Origin of the sequence: Pseudomonas sp. FP453 (genome assembly GCF_030687495.1) — a bacterium.
In the GTDB taxonomy this organism is placed as follows: domain Bacteria; phylum Pseudomonadota; class Gammaproteobacteria; order Pseudomonadales; family Pseudomonadaceae; genus Aquipseudomonas.
The window spans coordinates 1551835-1571235 of sequence record NZ_CP117435.1; the positions used below are offsets into that span (position 1 = coordinate 1551835).

A 19401-nucleotide genomic window follows, 5' to 3' on the forward strand; every position below is an offset into this window, starting at 1 on the left:
TACAGGCGGCTTATCAGCTGCCCAGCGCCTTGGACGCCAGCCAGAACAACCCGGCCGACAGGCCAACGGTCGCTGGCAGGGTCAGCACCCAGGCCATCAGGATGGTCTTGACCGTCCCGCCTTGCAGGCCGCTTTTGTTCGCCACCATGGTACCGGCCACACCCGACGACAGTACGTGAGTAGTGGACACCGGCAGTGCAAAGATGTTGGCAAAGCCAATCATGGTGGCCGTGGTGATCTGCGCCGACATGCCCTGGGCATAGGTCATGCCCTGCTTGCCGATCTTCTCGCCAATGGTCAGTACCACACGCTTCCAGCCCACCATGGTGCCCAGGCCCAAGGCCAGTGCGACGGCGAGGATCACCCAGAACGGTGCGTACTCGGTGGTGGCGGTCAGGTCTTTGCGCAGCTTGTCCAGGTCGGACTTCTCACGTGCTTCCAGGCCCGGCAGCTTGCCGACTTTCTTCGCGGTGTCGTCCAGGCAGAGCAGGTAGCGACGTACTTCGATGCGGCGATCGGCGGTCAGCGAGTGGTAGTCGGACACACCTTTCAACGTATCCAGCAGGGCGTTGATGGTCGGCTCGGTCTGTTGCGGGTTGCAACGGAACTTGCCCGGCAGGTCGTCCTTCACGCTTTTGCCCAGGGCCAGGAACTCACCGAGGGTCTCGTGGTTGCGCTGGTAGAACTGGTTGAGGTGCAGGGTGGCGTCGCGGGTACGCTCGATCTGGTAGGTGGTGCTGCCCAGGTCGAGGACGAACTGCGCTGGCACGATACCGATGAGCACCAGCATGATCAGGCCGATGCCTTTCTGGCCATCGTTGGAACCGTGCACGAAGCTCACGGCCATGGCCGAAATCACCAGGACCAGGCGGTTCCAGAAGGGCGGGTGCTTCTTGTCGTCAAGCTTGCGGCGCTGGTCCGGCGTCTTGTGCATCTTCGACAGTGGGCGCCACCATTTCAGGCCGATCAGCACCAGGGCTGCGACCAGGAAGCCGGCCATTGGCGAGAACACCAGGGACGCACCGATATCGATCGCTTTCTGCCAGTTCACACCGTCAGCCAGGGGGATATCGTTGATCAGGGCGTTGGCCAGGCCGACACCGAGGATCGAGCCGATCAGGGTGTGGGAGCTGGAGGCCGGGATACCGAAGTACCAGGTGCCCAGGTTCCAGGTGATCGCCGCCGCCAATAGCGAGAAGACCATGGCCAGGCCGTGGCCCGTGTTCACATTGATCAGCAACTCCACCGGCAGCAAGTGCACGATGGCGTAGGCGACACCGACACCACCGAGCAACACGCCGAGGAAGTTGAACACCCCGGAGAAGAACACGGCCAGGTGCGGCGGCATGGCTTTGGTATAGATGACTGTGGCCACCGCGTTAGCGGTGTCATGAAAGCCATTGATGAACTCGAAGGCGAGGACAAAGGCCAGGGCGAGCAGCAGGCTCACTAGAACCCAAGCATCCAGTCCGCTGAATAAATCGATCATGAAGGTTTTCTGACCCGGTCGTAAGGGGGCGCGATTATGCCAGAAAACCTCGGTAATCGATGCATTAGCTGCTCATCGGTAGCAATCTTCATTGAAATGCCAGGGGCGGGAGGCGTTCATCCCAGGGTTTTCGGGGCTTTGGCAAGTCTTTGATTTATAAAGTGAGGGCGCGTTTCTGGGGGGGAATGCCACTGAATCGGCATGTCTGAAACATTTGTATGAAATTTCGTTTGCGACGATAGGACGCGTGCCGAATCTATCGCGGCCCTCGGCTGGCAATGCGCCAGCTGAGGTGGCAAGTGCCGCAGCTCAGGTCGAAGGGCTTATGGCTCTTCGGCCTTGAGTTCCTGTTCAATCTTTTGGATTTCCTGGGCAAACGCCTGATCGAGCAAGCTGGCGCGTTTACGCCAAGGTTTACGCTCGGGTTCAGGCTGCGCGGCGTAGGTGGTGACTTCCCCGCCGTAAACGTCCTTGTAACGTTGTTCCTGGCGCTCAAGTTCCGCGCGCAGTTCATCTTTCGTCACTGTATTACCTAATATGAGTTGAGTTTGATTATTGTGCAGTGGCGTACCGGAAAGTCGCTGACAGGTTGTTCGAAGTTGAACGGTTTAACGTTCAAGTCCGAGTGAGTGGCCTGAGGTCGATACTTTAAGCGGTTACTTGTGACCGACGATGCACACTGAATGCATCGCCTGGCGAGCTCTGGCCCCGATAATGAAACCGGGTTGACCTCTGCACAGGTTGCAGTATAGCGGCGCATTTTAAGAACACTATCACCATAAAGTTAAAAATTGCCAACTTCGTGTGAGCGTTTTGTTACTTAAGCGCGTCAGTCGATTGCGGAAAATCTGGCGTCAGAAAGTTTTCATCCTCGAACAAGAGCCTGGCGCTGTAAATTGCGATAATCGGAAGAGTGTCCGATAATCGCCCAGTGTCACTGGCCTGGCGTTGTGCAGTGCGCCCTGTGCGGCTTGTAATAGCGGCCAAACGCGATGACGGTTGAAAACAAGAAAAAGGACTCATGAAATGAACGATCAATTGCGCAACTCCTTCGCATCAGTGGCGCCACCGATCGTGGCGTCACCGGCCAAGCGCATCCAGGCGTTTACCGGCGATCCCGATTTCATGACCTCCCTGGCCCGCGGCCTGGCCGTGGTGCAGGCGTTCCAGGAACGCAAGCGTCACCTGACCATCGCCCAGATCAGCCATCGCACGGAAATCCCCCGCGCCGCCGTGCGCCGTTGCCTCTACACCCTGATCAAGCTCGGCTACGCCACCACCGATGGGCGCACGTATTCGCTGCTGCCCAAGGTGTTGACCCTGGGCCATGCGTACCTGTCGTCCACGCCGTTGGCGGTGTCGGCGCAGCCTTACCTGGACCGCATGAGCGAGCAACTCCACGAAGCCTGCAACATGGCCACCCTCGAAGGCGATGACATCCTTTACATCGCCCGTTCCGCCACGACCCAGCGCCTGATCTCGGTGGACCTGTCGGTGGGCGGGCGCCTGCCGGCGTACTGCACGTCCATGGGCCGCATCCTGCTCGCCGCACTGGATGACGCGTCCCTGCAGGACTACCTCGACCACGCCGACCTGCAAACCAAGACCAGCCGTACCCTGACCACCCCGGCCGCCTTGCTCGAATGCCTGCAACAAGTGCGGCAGCAGGGCTGGTGCATTGTCGATCAGGAACTGGAGCAGGGCCTGCGCTCCATCGCGGTGCCGGTGTATGACGCCTCCGGTCAGGTGCTGGCCGCGCTCAACGTCAGCACCCACGCCGGCCGCGTCAGCCGCAGCGAGCTGGAGCAGCGTTTCCTGCCGAGCATGCTCAGCGCCAGCCGCGAGCTGAGCGCGCAGTTGTTTACCTAAGCTGTTCGCTGATCGCACAGATCCCGGTTTGATCAATTGACGATGTTTCCCCGGGCTTATTACTGTGCGGCAGCGCTCTAGGGCGCCGCCTCACTCAATAATAACGACGGCCCCAGGTCGTCAGCCCGCCCATCGGTGTGGAAATAACAATAATGAATCAATCGTCTGTTGGTACGACCCTGGACGTCCAGTCCTTCATCAACGCCCAGCCACTGTCGCGCTACCAATGGCGCGTGGTGATCCTGTGTTTCCTGATCGTCTTCCTCGATGGCCTCGACACGGCGGCCATGGGCTTTATTGCGCCTGCACTGTCCCAGGATTGGGGCATCGACCGTGCCAGCCTCGGCCCGGTGATGAGCGCCGCGCTGATCGGCATGGTGTTCGGCGCCCTCGGCTCCGGCCCGTTGGCCGACCGGTTCGGGCGCAAAATGGTGTTGGTGGGCGCGGTGCTGGTGTTTGGTGCGTTCAGCCTGGCCTCGGCCTACGCCGCCAACGTCGACCAGTTGCTGGTACTGCGCTTTCTCACCGGGCTTGGCCTCGGGGCCGGCATGCCGAACGCCACCACGCTGCTCTCCGAATACACCCCCGAGCGCCACAAATCCCTGCTGGTGACCAGCATGTTCTGCGGCTTCAACCTGGGCATGGCCGGCGGCGGGTTTATCTCGGCCAAGCTGATCCCGGCATTTGGCTGGCACAGCCTGCTGCTGATCGGCGGCATCCTGCCATTGATCCTCGCGGTGGTATTGCTGGTGTGGCTGCCGGAGTCGGCGCGTTACCTGGTGGTGCGCAATCGCGGCACCGACAAAGTGCGCAAGACCCTGGCACCCATCGAGCCGAACATCGTCGCCCAAGCCAGCGACTTCAGCGTGCCCGAGCAAAAAACCGTGAAGGCGCGCAACGTGTTCGCGGTGATCTTCTCCGGCACCTACAGCGCCGGCACCTTGCTGCTGTGGCTCACCTACTTCATGGGCCTGGTGATCGTCTACCTGCTGACCAGCTGGCTGCCGACCCTGATGCGCGACAGCGGCGCCAGCATGGAGCAGGCCGCGTTTATCGGCGCGTTGTTCCAGTTTGGCGGGGTGCTGAGCGCCGTGGGCGTGGGCTGGGCGATGGACCGCTTCAATCCGCACAAGGTCATCGGCACGTTCTACCTGCTGGCTGGGGTCTTTGCCTACGCGGTCGGGCAGAGCCTGGGCAATATCACGCTACTGGCGACCCTGGTATTGATCGCCGGGATGTGTGTCAACGGCGCGCAATCGGCGATGCCCTCGCTGGCGGCGCGGTTTTACCCGACCCAGGGGCGTGCCACCGGGGTGTCGTGGATGCTCGGGATTGGGCGGTTCGGCGCGATTCTCGGGGCGTGGATGGGCGCAACGTTGTTGGGGTTGGGTTGGAATTTCGAGCAGGTGCTGACGGCACTGGTGATTCCGGCGGCGTTGGCCACGGCGGCGGTGGTGATCAAGGGCATGGTCAGCCATGCGGATGCGACTTGAGGCTTAGCGCTGATCTTATGGCGGCAGGGCTTGTGTGGGAGCTGGCTTGCCTGCGATAGCGGTCTGTCAGTTGATGAATCAGGTGCTGATCCACCGCTATCGCGGGCAAGCGCGCTCCCACAGTGGGGGGCTGTGCATTGAGGAAAGTTAGCCAGGCAACAATCAGTTCGATTATCGAACACTTAGTCGATTATCGGATTGTTACAGCCATTTCCCCGACTTAATCTTCAATGCACTTCGGCGCCACCTCTGCGCCTTTTTCGATCCACACCGGGAGCCCGACCCCATGGCTGAAATGCTCACCCTGACCGACGCGGTAAAGCGTTTCGTGAACGACGGCGATACCGTTGCGCTCGAAGGCTTCACCCACCTGATCCCCACGGCGGCGGGTCATGAAATCATTCGTCAGGGCAAGAAAGACCTGACGCTGGTGCGTATGACGCCTGACTTGGTCTATGACCAATTGATCGGTGCCGGCTGCGCTCGCAAGCTGATTTTCTCCTGGGGCGGCAACCCGGGCGTGGGTTCCCTGCATCGCCTGCGCGACGCGGTCGAGAAGCAATGGCCGCAACCGCTGGAGATCGAAGAGCACAGCCACGCCGACCTGGCCAACGCCTACGTCGCCGGCGCTTCCGGCCTGCCGTTCGCGGTGCTGCGTGCCTACGCCGGTTCCGACCTGCCCAAGGTCAACCCGCTGATCAAGACCGTGACGTGCCCGTTCACCGGTGAAGTACTGGCGGCCGTGCCGTCGGTGCGTCCGGATGTGACGGTGATCCACGCGCAAAAGGCCGACCGCAAGGGCAACGTGCTGCTCTGGGGCATTCTCGGTGTGCAGAAGGAAGCGGCCCTGGCGGCCAAGCGTTGCATCGTCACCGTCGAAGAAATCGTCGATGACTTGAATGCGCCAATGAACAGCTGCGTGTTGCCGACCTGGGCCCTGACTGCGGTGTGCCATGTACCCGGTGGTGCGCATCCGTCCTACGCCCACAGCTACAACGAGCGCGACAACCGCTTCTATCAGGCGTGGGACCCAATCGCCCGCGACCGTGAGACCTTTACTGCCTGGATCGACGAATACATCCATGGCACCGCCGACTTCAGTGAATTCCAGGCCAAGCTGGCCACTGCACAGGGGGCCAAGTAATGGCTTACTCCACCAATGAAATGATGACCGTCGCCGCCGCGCGTCGCCTCAAGAATGGCTCCGTGTGTTTTGTCGGCATCGGCTTGCCCTCCAAGGCCGCCAACCTCGCGCGCCTGACCTCGTCGCCGGACGTGGTGCTGATCTACGAATCCGGCCCGATCGGCGCCAAGCCGAGCGTGTTGCCACTGTCCATCGGTGACGGCGAGCTGGCGGAAACCGCCGACACCGTCGTCCCTACCGGTGAGATCTTTCGCTACTGGCTGCAAGGCGGGCGCATCGACGTCGGTTTCCTTGGCGCGGCCCAGGTCGATCGCTTCGGCAATATCAACACCACCGTGGTCGGTGATTACCACCAGCCCAAAGTGCGCCTGCCGGGTGCCGGTGGTGCGCCGGAGATCGCCGGCTCCGCGAAGAGCGTGCTGATCATCCTCAAGCAGTCGGCGCGCTCGTTTGTCGACAAGCTGGATTTCATCACCTCGGTAGGGCACGGCGAAGGCGGCGATTCACGCAAGCGTCTGGGCCTGCCGGGCGCCGGGCCGGTAGGGATCATTACCGACCTGTGCATCATGGAACCGGAAGAGGGCACCCATGAATTTGTCGTCACCGCGTTGCACCCAGGGGTGACCCGCGAGCAGGTGGTGGCCGCCACTGGCTGGGCGATTCGTTTTGCCGAGCAGGTCAGCACCACCGCCGAACCGACAGACCTGGAACTGACTGCTTTGCGTGACCTTGAAGCGCGTACTGCGGCGGCCCACGGCCAAGCGCCTGGAGAAGCCTGATGCGCGATGTATTTATCTGTGACGCCATCCGCACCCCCATCGGCCGTTTCGGCGGTGGCCTGGCCACGGTGCGTGCCGATGACCTGGCGGCGTTGCCGATCAAGGCGCTGATCGAGCGCAACCCGTCGGTGGATTGGAACGCGGTGGACGAGGTGTTCCTCGGTTGCGCCAACCAGGCGGGCGAAGACAACCGCAACGTCGCGCGCATGGCGCTGTTGCTGGCGGGGCTGCCGGAGAGCGTTCCGGGCGTCACCCTCAACCGCCTCTGTGCCTCGGGCATGGACGCCATCGGCACGGCCTTTCGCGCCATTGCCAGTGGCGAAATGGAACTGGCGATTGCCGGCGGCGTGGAGTCGATGTCCCGCGCGCCGTTCGTGATGGGCAAGGCCGGCGCGGCGTTTTCCCGCGACATGACGCTGGAAGACACCACCATCGGCTGGCGTTTTATCAACCCGTTGATGAAGGCCCAGTACGGCGTGGACGCGATGCCGCAGACCGCCGATAACGTTGCCGATGACTACAACGTATCCCGCGCCGACCAGGACGCCTTTGCCCTGCGCAGCCAGCAACGTACTGCTGCCGCACAAGCCGCTGGGTTCTTCGCCGAGGAAATCGTGCCGGTGCGGGTCGCCCATAAAAAAGGCGAGACCCTGGTGGAGCACGATGAGCATCCACGGGACACCACCCTGGAAGCCCTGGCCAAGCTCAAACCGGTGAACGGCCCGGACAAGACCGTGACGGCCGGCAATGCTTCCGGCGTTAACGACGGCGCGGCAGCCTTGATCCTCGCGTCCGCCGAAGCGGTGAAAAAACACGGCCTGACCGCCCGCGCCCGTGTCTTGGGCATGGCCAGTGCCGGCGTTGCGCCGCGAGTGATGGGCATCGGCCCGGTGCCAGCCGTGCGCAAGCTGGTGGAACGCCTCGGTCTGGCGGTCACCGACTTTGACGTCATCGAACTCAACGAAGCCTTCGCCAGCCAAGGCTTGGCGGTGCTGCGTGAACTGGGCATCGCCGACGACGCGCCGCAGGTCAACCCGAACGGCGGCGCCATCGCCCTCGGCCACCCGCTGGGCATGAGCGGTGCACGGCTGGTATTGACCGCCCTGCACCAATTGGAAAAAACCGCTGGCCGCAAAGGCCTGGCGACCATGTGTGTGGGCGTCGGCCAAGGTCTGGCCCTGGCGATTGAACGCATCTAATAAGAGAGGATTGCTCCATGAGTGACAAGCCCGGTTACCGGCGCCCGCAAGCGGGCACCCAACCTGATTACCTGCACCCGGCCTACCAGTCGACGAACGTGCGTTCGCCGTCACAGCCGTTGGTGTTTCTGCCCCATTCCTTGTCGGAAATCACCGGCCCGACCATCGGCGCCGAACGGATCAACGCGAAGGACAACGACCTGACCGCCCAGCATGACGGCGAGCCCCAGGGCGAACGCATCATCATTCACGGGCGTGTGCTCGATGAAAACGGCCTGCCGGTGCCGGGCATCCTGGTGGAGATCTGGCAGGCCAACGCCGCCGGTCGCTACAACCACAAGCGTGACCTGCACGACGCACCGCTGGACCCGAACTTCACCGGCACCGGCCGCACCGTCACCGACGCCGACGGCTGGTACCAGTTCCAGACCATCAAGCCCGGCGCCTACCCGTGGGGCAACCACCACAACGCGTGGCGCCCGGCGCATATCCACTTTTCGCTGTTCGGCCCCAGCGTGCTGACGCGCCTGGTCACGCAGATGTACTTCCCCGGCGACCCGCTGCTGGAATACGACCCGATCTACAACTGCGTCCCGGACACCCGCGCCAAGGAGCGCTTGATCGCCCGTTTCGACCTGGAAAAAACCATTCCTTCCTATGCCCTCGGCTACCGCTGGGACATCGTCCTGCGCGGCCGCGACGCCACGCCGATGGAGAAATGAGATGACACTCAACGCGACCACGTCCCACACCGTCGGGCCGTATTACCACATCGGCCTGACCTGGCTGAACCGCGAAGACCTGACCACTGCCGCCACCCTGGGTGAACGCGTGGCGATCAGCGGGCAAGTGCTGGACGGCAACGGTGAAGTCGTCAACGACGCCATGCTGGAAGTCTGGCAGGCCAACGCCGCCGGCAAATATGACCATCCGGAAGATGAGCAGGACAAAGCGCTCGACCCGAACTTCGAAGGCTTTGGCCGGGTGCCGGTGGATGCCGAAGGGCGGTTTCGCTTTACCACCATCAAGCCGGGCGCCGTGCCGGGGCTGAAGGGCACGACCCAGGCGCCGCACCTGGTGGTGCTGGTGTTTGCCCGTGGCTTGGTGAAGCACTTGCTGACGCGGATTTATTTTGACGGCGAGCCGATGAACGGGGATGACCCGTTGCTGGCGTGTGTGCCGGCTGCGCGGCGTGAGACCTTGATTGCCAAGCAGGATGCAGCGGGTGTGCATCAGTGGAATGTGATTTTGCAGGGGACCGATAAGGAGACGGTGTTCTTCGATTATTAAGTGGGCCTTGAGGGCCTCATCGCAGGCAAGCCAGCTCCCACAGTTTGATGTGTGAACGCCGTCAAAGGTGGGAGCTGGCTTGCCTGCGATAGGGCCCTCCCAGTCCCCCCACCTCCAAAGGTCTTGTTGCGGAACGAGCTTGTTGCAAAGTATGTCTAGGCTATAACCGTTCCCACTGAGTGAAAAATCATGACAACAACCACCAGTCACTACACCGGAGAAGAACGCCGCAAACGGATATTTGCGATTGTCGGGGCCTCTTCCGGCAACCTCGTCGAATGGTTCGACTTCTACGTCTACGCCTTCTGCGCCATCTACTTCGCCCCCGCCTTCTTCCCGTCGGACAACCCCACCGTGCAGCTGGTGAATACGGCCGGTGTATTCGCCGCCGGTTTCCTGATGCGGCCCATCGGCGGCTGGCTGTTCGGGCGCGTGGCCGACAAGCACGGCCGCAAGAACTCGATGATGATCTCGGTGCTGATGATGTGCGCCGGCTCCCTGGTCATCGCTTTTTTGCCGACCTATAACGACATCGGCGTCTGGGCACCGATCCTGCTGCTGATCGCGCGCCTGTTCCAGGGCCTGTCCGTGGGCGGCGAATACGGCACCACCGCGACCTACATGAGTGAGGTGGCGCTCAAGGGCCAGCGTGGGTTCTTCGCCTCTTTCCAATACGTGACCCTGATCGGCGGCCAATTGCTGGCGGTGCTGGTGGTGGTGATCCTGCAACAGATCCTCACTGAAGAAGAGCTGCGCGCCTGGGGCTGGCGGATTCCGTTTGTGATCGGTGCCATCGCGGCGGTGATCTCCCTGTTGCTGCGCCGCACCCTGAAAGAAACCACCAGCAAGGAAATGCGCGAAGACAAGGACGCCGGCAGCATTGCCGCGCTGTTTCGCGACCACAAGGCGGCGTTTATCACGGTGCTGGGCTACACCGCGGGCGGCTCGCTGATTTTCTACACCTTCACCACTTACATGCAGAAGTACCTGGTGAACACGGTCGGCATGCACGCCAAGACGTCGAGCTACATCATGACCGGCGCGCTGTTCCTGTATATGTGCATGCAGCCGCTGTTCGGCATGCTCGCGGACAAGATCGGCCGCCGTAACTCGATGCTCTGGTTTGCCGGCCTTGGCACCTTGTTCACCGTGCCGATCCTGCTCACCTTGAAAACCGTCAGCAGCCCGTTCCTGGCCTTTGTGTTGATCACCCTGGCCCTGGCGATTGTCAGCTTCTACACCTCCATCAGCGGCCTGGTCAAAGCGGAAATGTTCCCGCCCCAGGTGCGCGCCCTGGGTGTGGGCCTGGCGTATGCGGTGGCCAATGCGATCTTTGGCGGCTCGGCGGAATTCGTCGCGCTGAGCCTCAAGTCCATCGGCATGGAAAACAGCTTTTATTGGTACGTCACGGCGATGATGGCCATCGCTTTCCTGTTCAGCTTGCGCTTGCCGAAACAGGCGGCGTATTTGCACCACGATCTGTAAGGGACGCGTTATGACACTGCGCACGAGCAATCAACTGTTCGACGCTTACTTCACGGCGGGCAGCATGGCCGAGGTGTTCTGCGATCAGGGACGCTTGCAGGGCATGCTGGATTTCGAGGCCGCGTTGGCCCGGGCCGAGGCGAAGGTCGGGTTGATCCCGCAAACAGCCGTCGCGCCGATTGCCCAGGCGTGCCTGGCCTCGCTGTACGACGTCGATGCCCTCGGCGTGGCGATTGCCACGGCGGGCAATTCGGCGATCCCGCTGGTGAAGGCGCTGGGCAAGTTGATCGCCAGTGAAGACGCTGGCGCCGAACGTTATGTGCACCTGGGCGCCACCAGCCAGGATGTGATGGACACCGGGCTGGTGCTGCAATTGCGTCAGGCGCTGGTGCTGATCGAAACGGACCTGGCACGACTGGGCGATATCCTGGCCGCACAGGCCCAACGTTATGCCGACGTGCCGCTGGCCGGACGCACCTGGTTGCAGCATGCGACGCCGGTCACGCTGGGGATGAAAATCGCCGGTTGGCTGGGGGCGGTGACCCGCAACCGTCAACGCCTGGCCGAGCTGAAACCGCGCTTGCTGGTGCTGCAATTCGGCGGCGCATCCGGCACGCTGGCTGCGCTCGGCGAACAGGCACTGCCGGTGGCGCAAGCGCTGGCCGATGAGCTGCAACTGAGCCTGCCGGAACAACCCTGGCACACCCAGCGCGATCGTCTGGTGGAGTTCGCCAGCGTGCTCGGCCTGATCGCCGGCAGCCTGGGCAAATTGGGGCGCGACATCAGCCTGTTGATGCAGACCGAAGCGGCCGAGGTATTCGAACCCTCCGCGCCGGGCAAAGGTGGCTCGTCCACCATGCCGCACAAACGCAACCCGGTGGGCGCCGCCGTGCTGATCAGCGCCGCCACCCGCGTGCCCGGGCTGGTGGCGACAATGTTCAGCGCCATGCCTCAGGAACACGAGCGCAGCCTGGGCCTGTGGCATGCCGAATGGGAGACCCTGCCGGAGATCTGCCGGCTGGTGTCCGGCGCGCTGCAACAGGCGCTGCTGGTGAGCGAAGGTCTGGAGGTCGATCCTGAGCGCATGACGCAAAACCTCGACCTGACCCAAGGCCTGGTGTTGGCCGAAGCCGTGAGTATCGTGCTCGCCCAGCGCCTGGGCCGTGAGACCGCGCACCATCTGCTGGAACACTGCTGCAAACGCGCCGTCGCCGAAGGGCGGCACTTGCGGGCGGTGCTGGCGGACGAACCCCAGGTCACCGCTGAATTGTCAGCGACCGAACTCGACCGCCTGCTCGACCCCGCCCATTACCTGGGGTTGGCCCGTACCTGGGTCAGCCGCGCCATCACCGAACACTTCTCTTGAGGAGACCACCGTGGCCTTTGTACAACTCGCCGACGGCGAACTGCATTACCAACTGGACGGCCCCGTGGGCGCGCCGGTCCTGGTGCTGTCCAACTCCCTGGGCACCGACCTGCACATGTGGGACATCCAGATCCCGGCATTCACCGAGCACTTTCGCGTGCTGCGCTTTGATACCCGTGGCCATGGCAAATCCCTGGTCACCCCAGGGCCCTACAGCATCGAGCAATTGGGCCGCGACGTGATCGCGCTGCTGGACGCGCTGGATATCCCGCGCGCGCATTTCTGTGGCTTGTCCATGGGCGGCTTGATCGGCCAGTGGCTGGGCATCAATGCGGGCGAGCGTCTGCACCGTTTGGTGGTGTGCAACACCGCTGCCAAGATCGGCACGCCTGAGATCTGGAACCCGCGCATCGAGATGGTCCTGCGCGACGGCGCGGCGGCGATGGTGGCCCTGCGTGATGCGTCGATTGCGCGCTGGTTTACCGCTGATTTTGCGGCGGCCAACCCGCACCAGGCCAAGCAGATTACCGATATGCTGGCCGCCACATCCCCCGCAGGTTACGCCGCCAACTGCGCCGCCGTGCGCGATGCGGATTTCCGCGAGCAACTGGCATTGATCAAGGCCCCGACCCTGGTGATCGCCGGCACTGACGACGCCGTCACGCCACCGGAGGGCAGCCACTTTATCCAGAACCATGTGCAGGGTGCCGAATACGCCGAGTTCTATGCGGCGCACCTGTCCAATGTCCAGGCCGGCGCTGCGTTCAGCGACCGGGTTATTGAATTTCTGCTGGCCCACTGAGGAGTTTTTTGTGGACGAGAAACAACGTTACGCCGACGGCCTGCAAGTGCGCCGCGAAGTGCTGGGCGATGCTCATGTCGACCGCAGCCTCAATGCCTTGACCGAGTTCAACAGCGAGTTCCAGGACATGATCACCCGCCACGCCTGGGGTGACATCTGGACCCGCCCGGGTTTGCCTCGGCACACCCGCAGCCTGATCACCATCGCGATGCTGATCGGCATGAACCGCAATGACGAGCTGAAGCTGCACCTGCGCGCCGCCGCCAGCAATGGCGTGACCCGTGCCGAGATCAAGGAAGTGCTGATGCAGAGCGCGATCTACTGCGGGATACCGGCGGCGAATGCGACGTTCCACCTGGCCGAATCGGTATGGGATGAATTGGGCGTGGAGTCCCGCCAACCCTCCTGAACCTGAAATGCGATCAACTGTGGGAGCTGGCTTGCCTGCGATGGCGGTGCATCAGCCAGCAACTGTTTAGCTGACCCACCGCTTTCGCAGGCAAGCCAGCTCCCACATTAATTGCAGGGTGTCAGTGGGGATTGGTGTCCTACAACCAGTGCGGGGCAGCAGCGGCGAATGCCACTTACACCAACCCTCCTGAACCTGAAATGCGATCAACTGTGGGAGCTGGCTTGCCTGCGATGGCGGTGCATCAGCCAGCAACTGTTTAGCTGACCCACCGCTTTCGCAGGCAAGCCAGCTCCCACATTAACTGCAGGGTGTCAGTGGGAATCGGCATCCCACACCCAGTTCCACACGCCCGGCAGGTGCACCGGTTCACTCACATCCTTCACCGTGCGGGCCAGTGCGGCGCGTTCGAGTTGGGCCGTGTCGGTGTAGAACGGCTCGGCCGCCGTCTTCATGCCGTTGATCCGTGCGCTGTCCAGCAGGATCTGCAAGTACTCCTGAATGTGCCGCGCCGTGTAGCGGTTGATGTCGTGAAACGTCACCACCACCGGAATCACCCCGTCCACCGTCGGCAATTCCTCCAACGCAATGCGCTCGCGCACCACCGACAGTTGCCGGTACAGGTTGGCCCGACGGCGCGGGCTGCCGTTGAAGCCCCAGATCTTGCCGTCATTGGCACTCAAGTCGGTCAGCAGCACGTGCATGCCATGCCGCTGGTAGGCGGCGAAGGTGCGGCGGTCGTAGTTCCAGAACGGCGGGCGCACCAGCAGGGGCGGGCGGCCGGTGATCGAGGCGATGTCGGCCGCGCCTTGGCTGAGGGTGCTTTCCAGCTCGGCGTCGTTCAGCCAGCGATGGTTGGTATGAAACGTCGTGGCCGTGTGGAAGGCCAGGATGTGCCCGCCGGCGTACTCGCGCTCCATGGTCTTGCGCCCACGTGAGCTGCCACCGGAGCGTGAGGATTCGGTCTGCAGGAAGAACACCGCCTTGATACCTGGCAGAGTCGGGTTGCGCGCCAGGTCAGCGACCACCGAGCGGCTCGGGTTGTTGTAGCCGGAGGCGCTGGGGCCGTCATCGAAAGTCAGCAGGAAACGGATCGGCGCCTGGGCTTGCAGGCGTTGTTCGGTCTGCGGCGTGAGGGCGATGGGGGCACCGATGCAGCCGCTGAGGCTCAAGGCCAGGGCAAGCAGGGCGCACGCTAAAGCGAAGGATTTCATGGTGTGCAGGGGCTCAAATAAAAAGCCGCTGCTGATTCAGCTCAGCAGCGGCAGGCGCGCACCATACAGCAAGGTCGATGACGGTTTACAGCAGACTGATCGGGTAACTGACGATCAACCGGTTTTCATCAAACTCATTGTTGCTGTAGTCGCGGCGCATGCTGGAATTGCGCAGGCGCACTGTGAGGTTTTTCGCCACGCCGCTCTGCACGGTGTAGCCCACTTCGCTTTCGCGGCCCCATTCCTTGCCGTCGGTGATGGTGCCGGTGTGCACGTTGCTGCCGCTGATGTAGCGGTTCATCAGGGTCAGGCCGGGCACGCCGAGGGCGGCGAAGTTGTAGTCGTGGCGCAGTTGCCAGGATTTTTCCTCGGCGTTGTCGTAGCTGGAGTTGTAGCTGTCGTTGGCCAGGGTGCCGCCGCTGGTGCCGTTGACGCGCATCCAGGCGTTGTTGCCGGTGAGTTTTTGCAGGCCGACGTAGAAGGTGTTGCCGCCGTACTTGGCCGAGAACAGGCCGGACCAGGTCTTGTTGTCGAGGCTGCCGGCGCGGGCGCTGCCGTCGTCCTTGCCGTAGAAGAAACCGAGGTTGGCGCCCAGGGTCCAGGCGCCCAGGGGCTGGCTGTGGATCAGGTTGACGAACTGCTGGCGGTAGATGTCCTTGAGCTGGGCGTTCCACAGGCCGACCTGGGTGCGCTTGTCGTTGAACGCATATTCAGCGCCCTGGAAGTTGAAACGGTCGGAGGTGAAGGCGGTTTTGCCGACCATCGACATGTCGTTCATGCTGCTGTCGTCGCGCGGGCTGTTGGCGCGGAACTGGCCGCCGTAGAGGGTCAGGCCGTCGATCTCTTTGGAGGTGATCTGCCCGCCGCGCAGGGTTTGCGGCAGGGAGCGGCCATCGTCCGCGCGCAGGATCGGCAGCACCGGCATCCATTCGCCGACCTTCAATTCGGTCTTCGAAATCTTCGCCTTGAACGCCACGCCCAGGCGCCCGAACTCGTCCGCCGGGCGGCCGTCGTGGTCCAGTGGCAGCAACTGGGTGCCGCCGGTGCCACGTCCGCCATCGAGCTTCAACGAGTACATGCCCAGCACATCCACGCCGAAACCCACCGTGCCCTGGGTGAAGCCGGACTTGGCGTCAAGGATGAAACTCTGCGTCCACTCCTGTGCGCCGCCCTGGGTCTTGGTCGGGTTGGTGTAATTGCGATTGAAGAAGAAATTGCGCAGGTTGAGGTTGGCGCTGGCGTCTTCGAGGAAGCCGTGTTCTTCGGCGACGACGGGCAAGGCAAGGCTGGTGACGGCGGCAGCCAGCAACAGCTGGCGAGGGCGGAACGTGCTCATGGCGTTGAACCTATTGTTATTGGAGGTTGTGCAGGTGCGGGCCATGGTGCGGGGCGGGGTGCAAGCGGTTCAATCGGGGGAGGGCGGGTTGTGGGCGATGATCGCACGCAAGTTGCCGGGCACTGCGGCCCGGCGTGTTTGTGCCTAGAGAACGTGCGTCAGGCTGGTCCAGGGGATCTCGGGCAAGTAGCGCTGGCACAGCAGGGTGGCAGGTACCATCACCGCGAGGAACGCCACTTGCAACGGGCTCCAGTGCGCCCAGTGCAAACCGCTGAACCACGGGTAATAGTGCTCGACGTGCTCGCTGACCTGACCGATGCGCTTGGCGTGCAGCACATGGATCAGGATCATCCCGGCGTACCCCAGCATGCCCATCACCCCCAGCAGCATGCCGAAGAACACCAGCAGGCACAGTTGTGGGACACCGTGGCGCAGCACCAGCCACTGCTGATGCGGGTTGAAGCGTTCGGGCAGCAGGCGCTGGGTCAGCCACAGGTCGGGGAGTATCAAACGTGAGGTCACGGCGGCCCACAGTTGTGTGCCACGGATCGCGAGGAAGGCCGGAATGACGGTCAGCAGCACCACCAGGATCGCCTCGGTGGACAGTGTTTTGGTCTCGGGGACGATGGCCAGCCCCGTGGCCAAGGCGAGCGCGCCCCACAGCCGTATCCAGCTGCGATGGGACACCGGGCGCGGGAGGAATTTGCGCCAGAAAAACACGTCGGCCTGGGGCAGGCGTTCCAGCAGTTGCGGATAACGCCAGTTGAGGGTTTCGGCCAGTTGTTGGCAGGCCTGCCAGTCGTTGTCACTGAACTGCGCCGTCATCCAGCTTTGTTGGGTGTCGGACAGGGGCGTCAGCAGCAGGCGCGCGGCCATCGCGTCGGCGGATTTCCAGGTGGGGTCCTGCGCCTTGGCTTGCAAGTGTTCGTAGAAACTTTCCTGCTCGCAACGCGCGACCAGTTCGCGCCACATCCAGGCAGGTTCCGGGTACACGCCTTGCTGGTCGTCCCAGCCGAACGCCTGGCACACGCGCTCGAACAGCGGCACGCTCCAGGTGGTGTCGTGGAGCAGGTGCAGGACGATGCGTTGCCACTGTTGTTGCAGGTCGAATACGCGCAGCCAGGCTTGGCTGTTGTACTGCGTGAGCTGGGTGATGAACTCGCGTTCGGCCTTTTGCTCCAGCAGTTCCTGCAAGGTGCGACGGTATTCCTGGAGCAGCTCGCCGCTCAGCGCGTCGTGCTGCCATGGGGTCATGGCCACCTGTTGCCAGGGTGTCAGCCATTCCAGGTGGTGCACCGCCCAGCTGACAATCGCACCGCGCTCGCCTGGGCTGTCGAAGCAATGGCGCAACAGGCCGGCCTGGAACGCTTCGCTACAGCCTTGCTGCTGCGCCAGGGCCCAGCGCTCGTCGAGGTTATGCAGGTTGAGGCCGCTTAGCAGCGCCTGGGCCGAATCGGGTTTGGGTGGTTCAAGCGGGGCAGGGTGCAGGGCGCTGACGTCCATCAGCTCCGCGAGGTCGTTGAGGTTGCCGTAGGCCTGTTCCGCCACGGGCTCTTCTACACGGGCGTCGTCTTCTTCCCAGTCAGCCCGCCAGCGGGCGTAGGCCAGCGCTTCTTCGTAGGCTTCGCGCAGGCGCTGGAAACCTTCGGCGTCGTCGTCCGGGCGGCAGTTTTTGAGCAGGCGCGCGTAGGTGCGCTTGATGGTGCGTTCGTCGGTGTCTTCCGGCAGTTGCAGTACGGTCCAACAATCCATGGGGTGTTTCCTCAGCGCCAGAACCCGTTGTCGAGCTGTTCGAGTTGGCGGGTCAGTTCGGTGCGGGCCTCGCGGATGCGTCGCTCGTCCTGGGTGTCGAGCACCTGTTGGAACTGTGCGGCCCAGTGGCCGAATTGTTCGCGCAGCTCGCCGAGGTTTTCCTGGTAGAGCCGTTCGAGGCGGGCGGTGAGCACGGTGTTGACCTGCTGGTCGCGCGGGTGGACCTTCAACTGCGCCAGGGCTTGCAGGCGTTGCTGGATTTCGTCCGGGCTCAGTACGCCGGGGTTGTTCTCGATCACCAGGGAGTGCTGCTCGCCGGTCAGCGGGATCTTTACCTGGGCTTCCAGCAGACCGTTGTTGTCGTAGGTGAAGCGCACCTCCAGCGAGACTTCACCGGCCTTGCGCTTGGGCACGGCAATGTCCAGTTGGCCCAGCTCGATGTTGTCTTTGACCAGGCGACTTTCGCCCTGGTAGATCTTCAGCAGCACTTGGCTCTGGTTGTCGTGCAGGGTGACCACGCTCTTGACCCGGCTCACTGGCACGCTGCTGTTGCGTTCGATCAGCGGCAGGTAGTGGCCGCTTTCGATATGGCCGCCGTATTGGTGCGAGGTTTCGATGCCCAGGGTGTAGGGGCAGACGTCGGTTAACACCACTTCTTCCAGCGCTGCCGAGCGCGCCTTGAGCGCGGCCTGGATCGCAGCGCCGTGGGCGACTACCTGGTCGGGGTCGAGGCTGATGGACGGGAAGCGCCCGAACAGACCGGCGGCGAGCTTGCGCACCAGCGGCATGCGTGTGGTGCCGCCCACCAGGAGGATTTCATCCAGATCGCCGACGCGAATCCGCGCATCGCGCAGGGCCCGCTCGATCGGGGCGCGCAGGCGCTCCAGCAGCGGCGTGTAGAGTTTGGTGAGTTCCTGCTGGGTGATGGTTTTGACCCACTGCTGGCCGTCGACGCGCAGGGCGAACTCGGCGCTGTCGTCCTGGCCCAGTGCCTTGCGCACGCGCTCGGCTTCGCGGCGCAGGGCGTGCAAGACGCTGCTGGTGGGCGGGAACCCGGCGGCGTCGCGCTGGCTGTCGACGAAGTGTTCGAGCAGCAGGGTGTCGAAGTCTTCGCCGCCGAGGAAGTTGTCGCCGGCGCTGGCGCGCACTTCCATCACGCCGTCGAACAGCTCGATGATCGACACGTCAAAGGTGCCGCCGCCCAGGTCGAACACCAGGAACGAAGTTTCCTTGTCGCGCTGATGCAGGCCGTAGGCGAGGGCGGCAGCGGTGGGTTCGTTGATCAGCTTGTCGACGTTGAGCCCGGCCAGTTCGCCGGCGATGCGCGTGGCTTTGCGCTGGCCGTCGCTGAAGTAGGCGGGCACGCTGATCACGGCGTCGGTGACGGTGTGGCCGTAGGTGCGTTCGATGTCTTCCTTGAGGCTTTTGAGCACCAGGGCCGAGAGTTCTTCGGGGCGGAATGAACGGTCGCCCAGGCGCACTTCGGTGGCGCTGCCCATGTAGCGCTTGAACAGCGAAGTGGTCAGGTGCGGGTGGGTGTGCAGGCGTTCCTTGGCGGCCTGGCCTACCAGGATGCGGCCTTGGTCATCCAGGCCCACCACGCTGGGGGTGAGCAATTCACCCAGGGCATTGGGCACCATCTCGGCGGCGTCACCGCGCCAGACGGCGGCGAGGCTGTTGGTGGTCCCCAGGTCGATTCCTACGATCATTACGACAAGCTCCCTCTGTGGTCTGTAAGAATCTGTGACCAATTTTATCCTGAAAGGTTAAACGA

The 19401-nt window shown here is 63.0% G+C and carries 17 protein-coding genes; 11 read left to right on the forward strand and 6 right to left on the reverse strand.

The features are described 5' to 3' along the window. Positions 1-13: 13 nt before the first annotated feature. Together PSH87_RS06985 and PSH87_RS06990 are read right to left on the reverse strand one after the other, a co-directional pair. Complete coding sequence (locus PSH87_RS06985) at positions 14-1489, reverse strand: inorganic phosphate transporter (RefSeq protein ID WP_026136690.1); 1476 nt, start codon at positions 1487-1489, stop codon at positions 14-16. Positions 1490-1812: 323 nt separating this feature from the next. Beyond that, positions 1813-2013, reverse strand: a complete 201-nt coding sequence (locus PSH87_RS06990) for a hypothetical protein (protein WP_003172389.1) — start codon at positions 2011-2013, stop codon at positions 1813-1815. A gap of 502 nt (positions 2014-2515) precedes the next feature. Here PSH87_RS06990 and pcaR point away from each other — a divergent pair. The 11 genes from pcaR (at position 2516) to pcaC (ending at position 13325) form a co-directional block, all read left to right on the forward strand. Continuing rightward, positions 2516-3358, forward strand: coding sequence for a pca regulon transcriptional regulator PcaR (gene pcaR, locus PSH87_RS06995; protein WP_017735916.1), 843 nt, complete (start codon positions 2516-2518; stop codon positions 3356-3358). A 152-nt stretch (positions 3359-3510) separates the two neighbouring features. After that, complete coding sequence (locus PSH87_RS07000; RefSeq protein WP_017735915.1) at positions 3511-4851, forward strand: MFS transporter; 1341 nt, start codon at positions 3511-3513, stop codon at positions 4849-4851. Between the two features lie 286 nt (positions 4852-5137). Next, a complete protein-coding gene (locus tag PSH87_RS07005; RefSeq protein WP_305432963.1) occupies positions 5138-5995 on the forward strand; it encodes a CoA transferase subunit A in 858 nt (285 codons plus the stop codon). Then, on the forward strand, positions 5995-6774 hold the full coding sequence (locus PSH87_RS07010) for a CoA-transferase subunit beta (RefSeq protein WP_017735913.1): 780 nt from the start codon (positions 5995-5997) through the stop codon (positions 6772-6774). The genes PSH87_RS07005 and PSH87_RS07010 overlap by 1 nt, the downstream gene beginning before the upstream one ends. Continuing rightward, positions 6771-7973, forward strand: coding sequence for a 3-oxoadipyl-CoA thiolase (gene pcaF, locus PSH87_RS07015; protein ID WP_305434268.1), 1203 nt, complete (start codon positions 6771-6773; stop codon positions 7971-7973). The genes PSH87_RS07010 and pcaF overlap by 4 nt, the downstream gene beginning before the upstream one ends. A 17-nt stretch (positions 7974-7990) precedes the next feature. Further along, complete coding sequence (pcaH, locus tag PSH87_RS07020) at positions 7991-8695, forward strand: protocatechuate 3,4-dioxygenase subunit beta (protein WP_192299283.1); 705 nt, start codon at positions 7991-7993, stop codon at positions 8693-8695. Between the two features lies 1 nt (position 8696). Then, entirely contained in the window at positions 8697-9263 is a 567-nt protein-coding gene (pcaG, locus tag PSH87_RS07025) for a protocatechuate 3,4-dioxygenase subunit alpha (protein WP_305432964.1), read from the forward strand. A gap of 189 nt (positions 9264-9452) precedes the next feature. Next, a complete protein-coding gene (locus PSH87_RS07030) occupies positions 9453-10748 on the forward strand; it encodes an MFS family transporter (protein ID WP_017735909.1) in 1296 nt (431 codons plus the stop codon). 10 nt (positions 10749-10758) lie between these two features. Beyond that, positions 10759-12114 (forward strand): 3-carboxy-cis,cis-muconate cycloisomerase, encoded by a 1356-nt coding sequence (locus PSH87_RS07035; RefSeq protein WP_305432965.1) that lies wholly within the window; start codon positions 10759-10761, stop codon positions 12112-12114. A 10-nt stretch (positions 12115-12124) separates the two neighbouring features. Next, the gene (gene pcaD / locus PSH87_RS07040) at positions 12125-12916 is read left to right on the forward strand and encodes a 3-oxoadipate enol-lactonase (protein WP_017735907.1); all 792 of its coding nucleotides are present in this window, start codon (positions 12125-12127) and stop codon (positions 12914-12916) included. Between the two features lie 10 nt (positions 12917-12926). Further along, entirely contained in the window at positions 12927-13325 is a 399-nt protein-coding gene (gene pcaC, locus PSH87_RS07045) for a 4-carboxymuconolactone decarboxylase (RefSeq protein WP_017735906.1), read from the forward strand. A gap of 314 nt (positions 13326-13639) precedes the next feature. Here the strand turns inward: pcaC and PSH87_RS07050 are convergent, their stop codons facing one another. The 4 genes from PSH87_RS07050 to PSH87_RS07065 form a co-directional block, all read right to left on the reverse strand. Continuing rightward, positions 13640-14539: a polysaccharide deacetylase family protein gene (locus tag PSH87_RS07050; RefSeq protein ID WP_305432966.1), complete on the reverse strand. Its 900-nt coding sequence runs from the start codon at positions 14537-14539 to the stop codon at positions 13640-13642. Between the two features lie 85 nt (positions 14540-14624). Then, complete coding sequence (locus tag PSH87_RS07055) at positions 14625-15875, reverse strand: OprD family porin (protein WP_017735904.1); 1251 nt, start codon at positions 15873-15875, stop codon at positions 14625-14627. Between the two features lie 144 nt (positions 15876-16019). Further along, entirely contained in the window at positions 16020-17627 is a 1608-nt protein-coding gene (locus tag PSH87_RS07060) for a J domain-containing protein (RefSeq protein WP_305432967.1), read from the reverse strand. Positions 17628-17638: 11 nt separating this feature from the next. Continuing rightward, positions 17639-19336 carry a molecular chaperone HscC gene (locus tag PSH87_RS07065; protein ID WP_305432968.1) on the reverse strand — a complete coding sequence of 566 codons (1698 nt, stop codon included), beginning with the start codon at positions 19334-19336 and terminating at the stop codon, positions 17639-17641. Positions 19337-19401 lie beyond the last annotated feature (65 nt).

Excerpts from the sequence above, each read along its gene's own strand:
- PSH87_RS06985 (WP_026136690.1), bottom strand. The coding sequence starts at position 1,489 with ATGATCGATTTATTCAGCGGACTGGATGCTTGGGTTCTAGTGAGCCTG.
- pcaR (WP_017735916.1), top strand. The coding sequence starts at position 2,516 with ATGAACGATCAATTGCGCAACTCCTTCGCATCAGTGGCGCCACCGATC.
- PSH87_RS07000 (WP_017735915.1), top strand. The coding sequence starts at position 3,511 with ATGAATCAATCGTCTGTTGGTACGACCCTGGACGTCCAGTCCTTCATC.
- PSH87_RS07005 (WP_305432963.1), top strand. The coding sequence starts at position 5,138 with ATGGCTGAAATGCTCACCCTGACCGACGCGGTAAAGCGTTTCGTGAAC.
- PSH87_RS07010 (WP_017735913.1), top strand. The coding sequence starts at position 5,995 with ATGGCTTACTCCACCAATGAAATGATGACCGTCGCCGCCGCGCGTCGC.
- pcaH (WP_192299283.1), top strand. The coding sequence starts at position 7,991 with ATGAGTGACAAGCCCGGTTACCGGCGCCCGCAAGCGGGCACCCAACCT.
- pcaG (WP_305432964.1), top strand. The coding sequence starts at position 8,697 with ATGACACTCAACGCGACCACGTCCCACACCGTCGGGCCGTATTACCAC.
- PSH87_RS07030 (WP_017735909.1), top strand. The coding sequence starts at position 9,453 with ATGACAACAACCACCAGTCACTACACCGGAGAAGAACGCCGCAAACGG.
- PSH87_RS07035 (WP_305432965.1), top strand. The coding sequence starts at position 10,759 with ATGACACTGCGCACGAGCAATCAACTGTTCGACGCTTACTTCACGGCG.
- PSH87_RS07050 (WP_305432966.1), bottom strand. The coding sequence starts at position 14,539 with ATGAAATCCTTCGCTTTAGCGTGCGCCCTGCTTGCCCTGGCCTTGAGC.
- PSH87_RS07055 (WP_017735904.1), bottom strand. The coding sequence starts at position 15,875 with ATGAGCACGTTCCGCCCTCGCCAGCTGTTGCTGGCTGCCGCCGTCACC.
- PSH87_RS07060 (WP_305432967.1), bottom strand. The coding sequence starts at position 17,627 with ATGGATTGTTGGACCGTACTGCAACTGCCGGAAGACACCGACGAACGC.
- PSH87_RS07065 (WP_305432968.1), bottom strand. The coding sequence starts at position 19,336 with ATGATCGTAGGAATCGACCTGGGGACCACCAACAGCCTCGCCGCCGTC.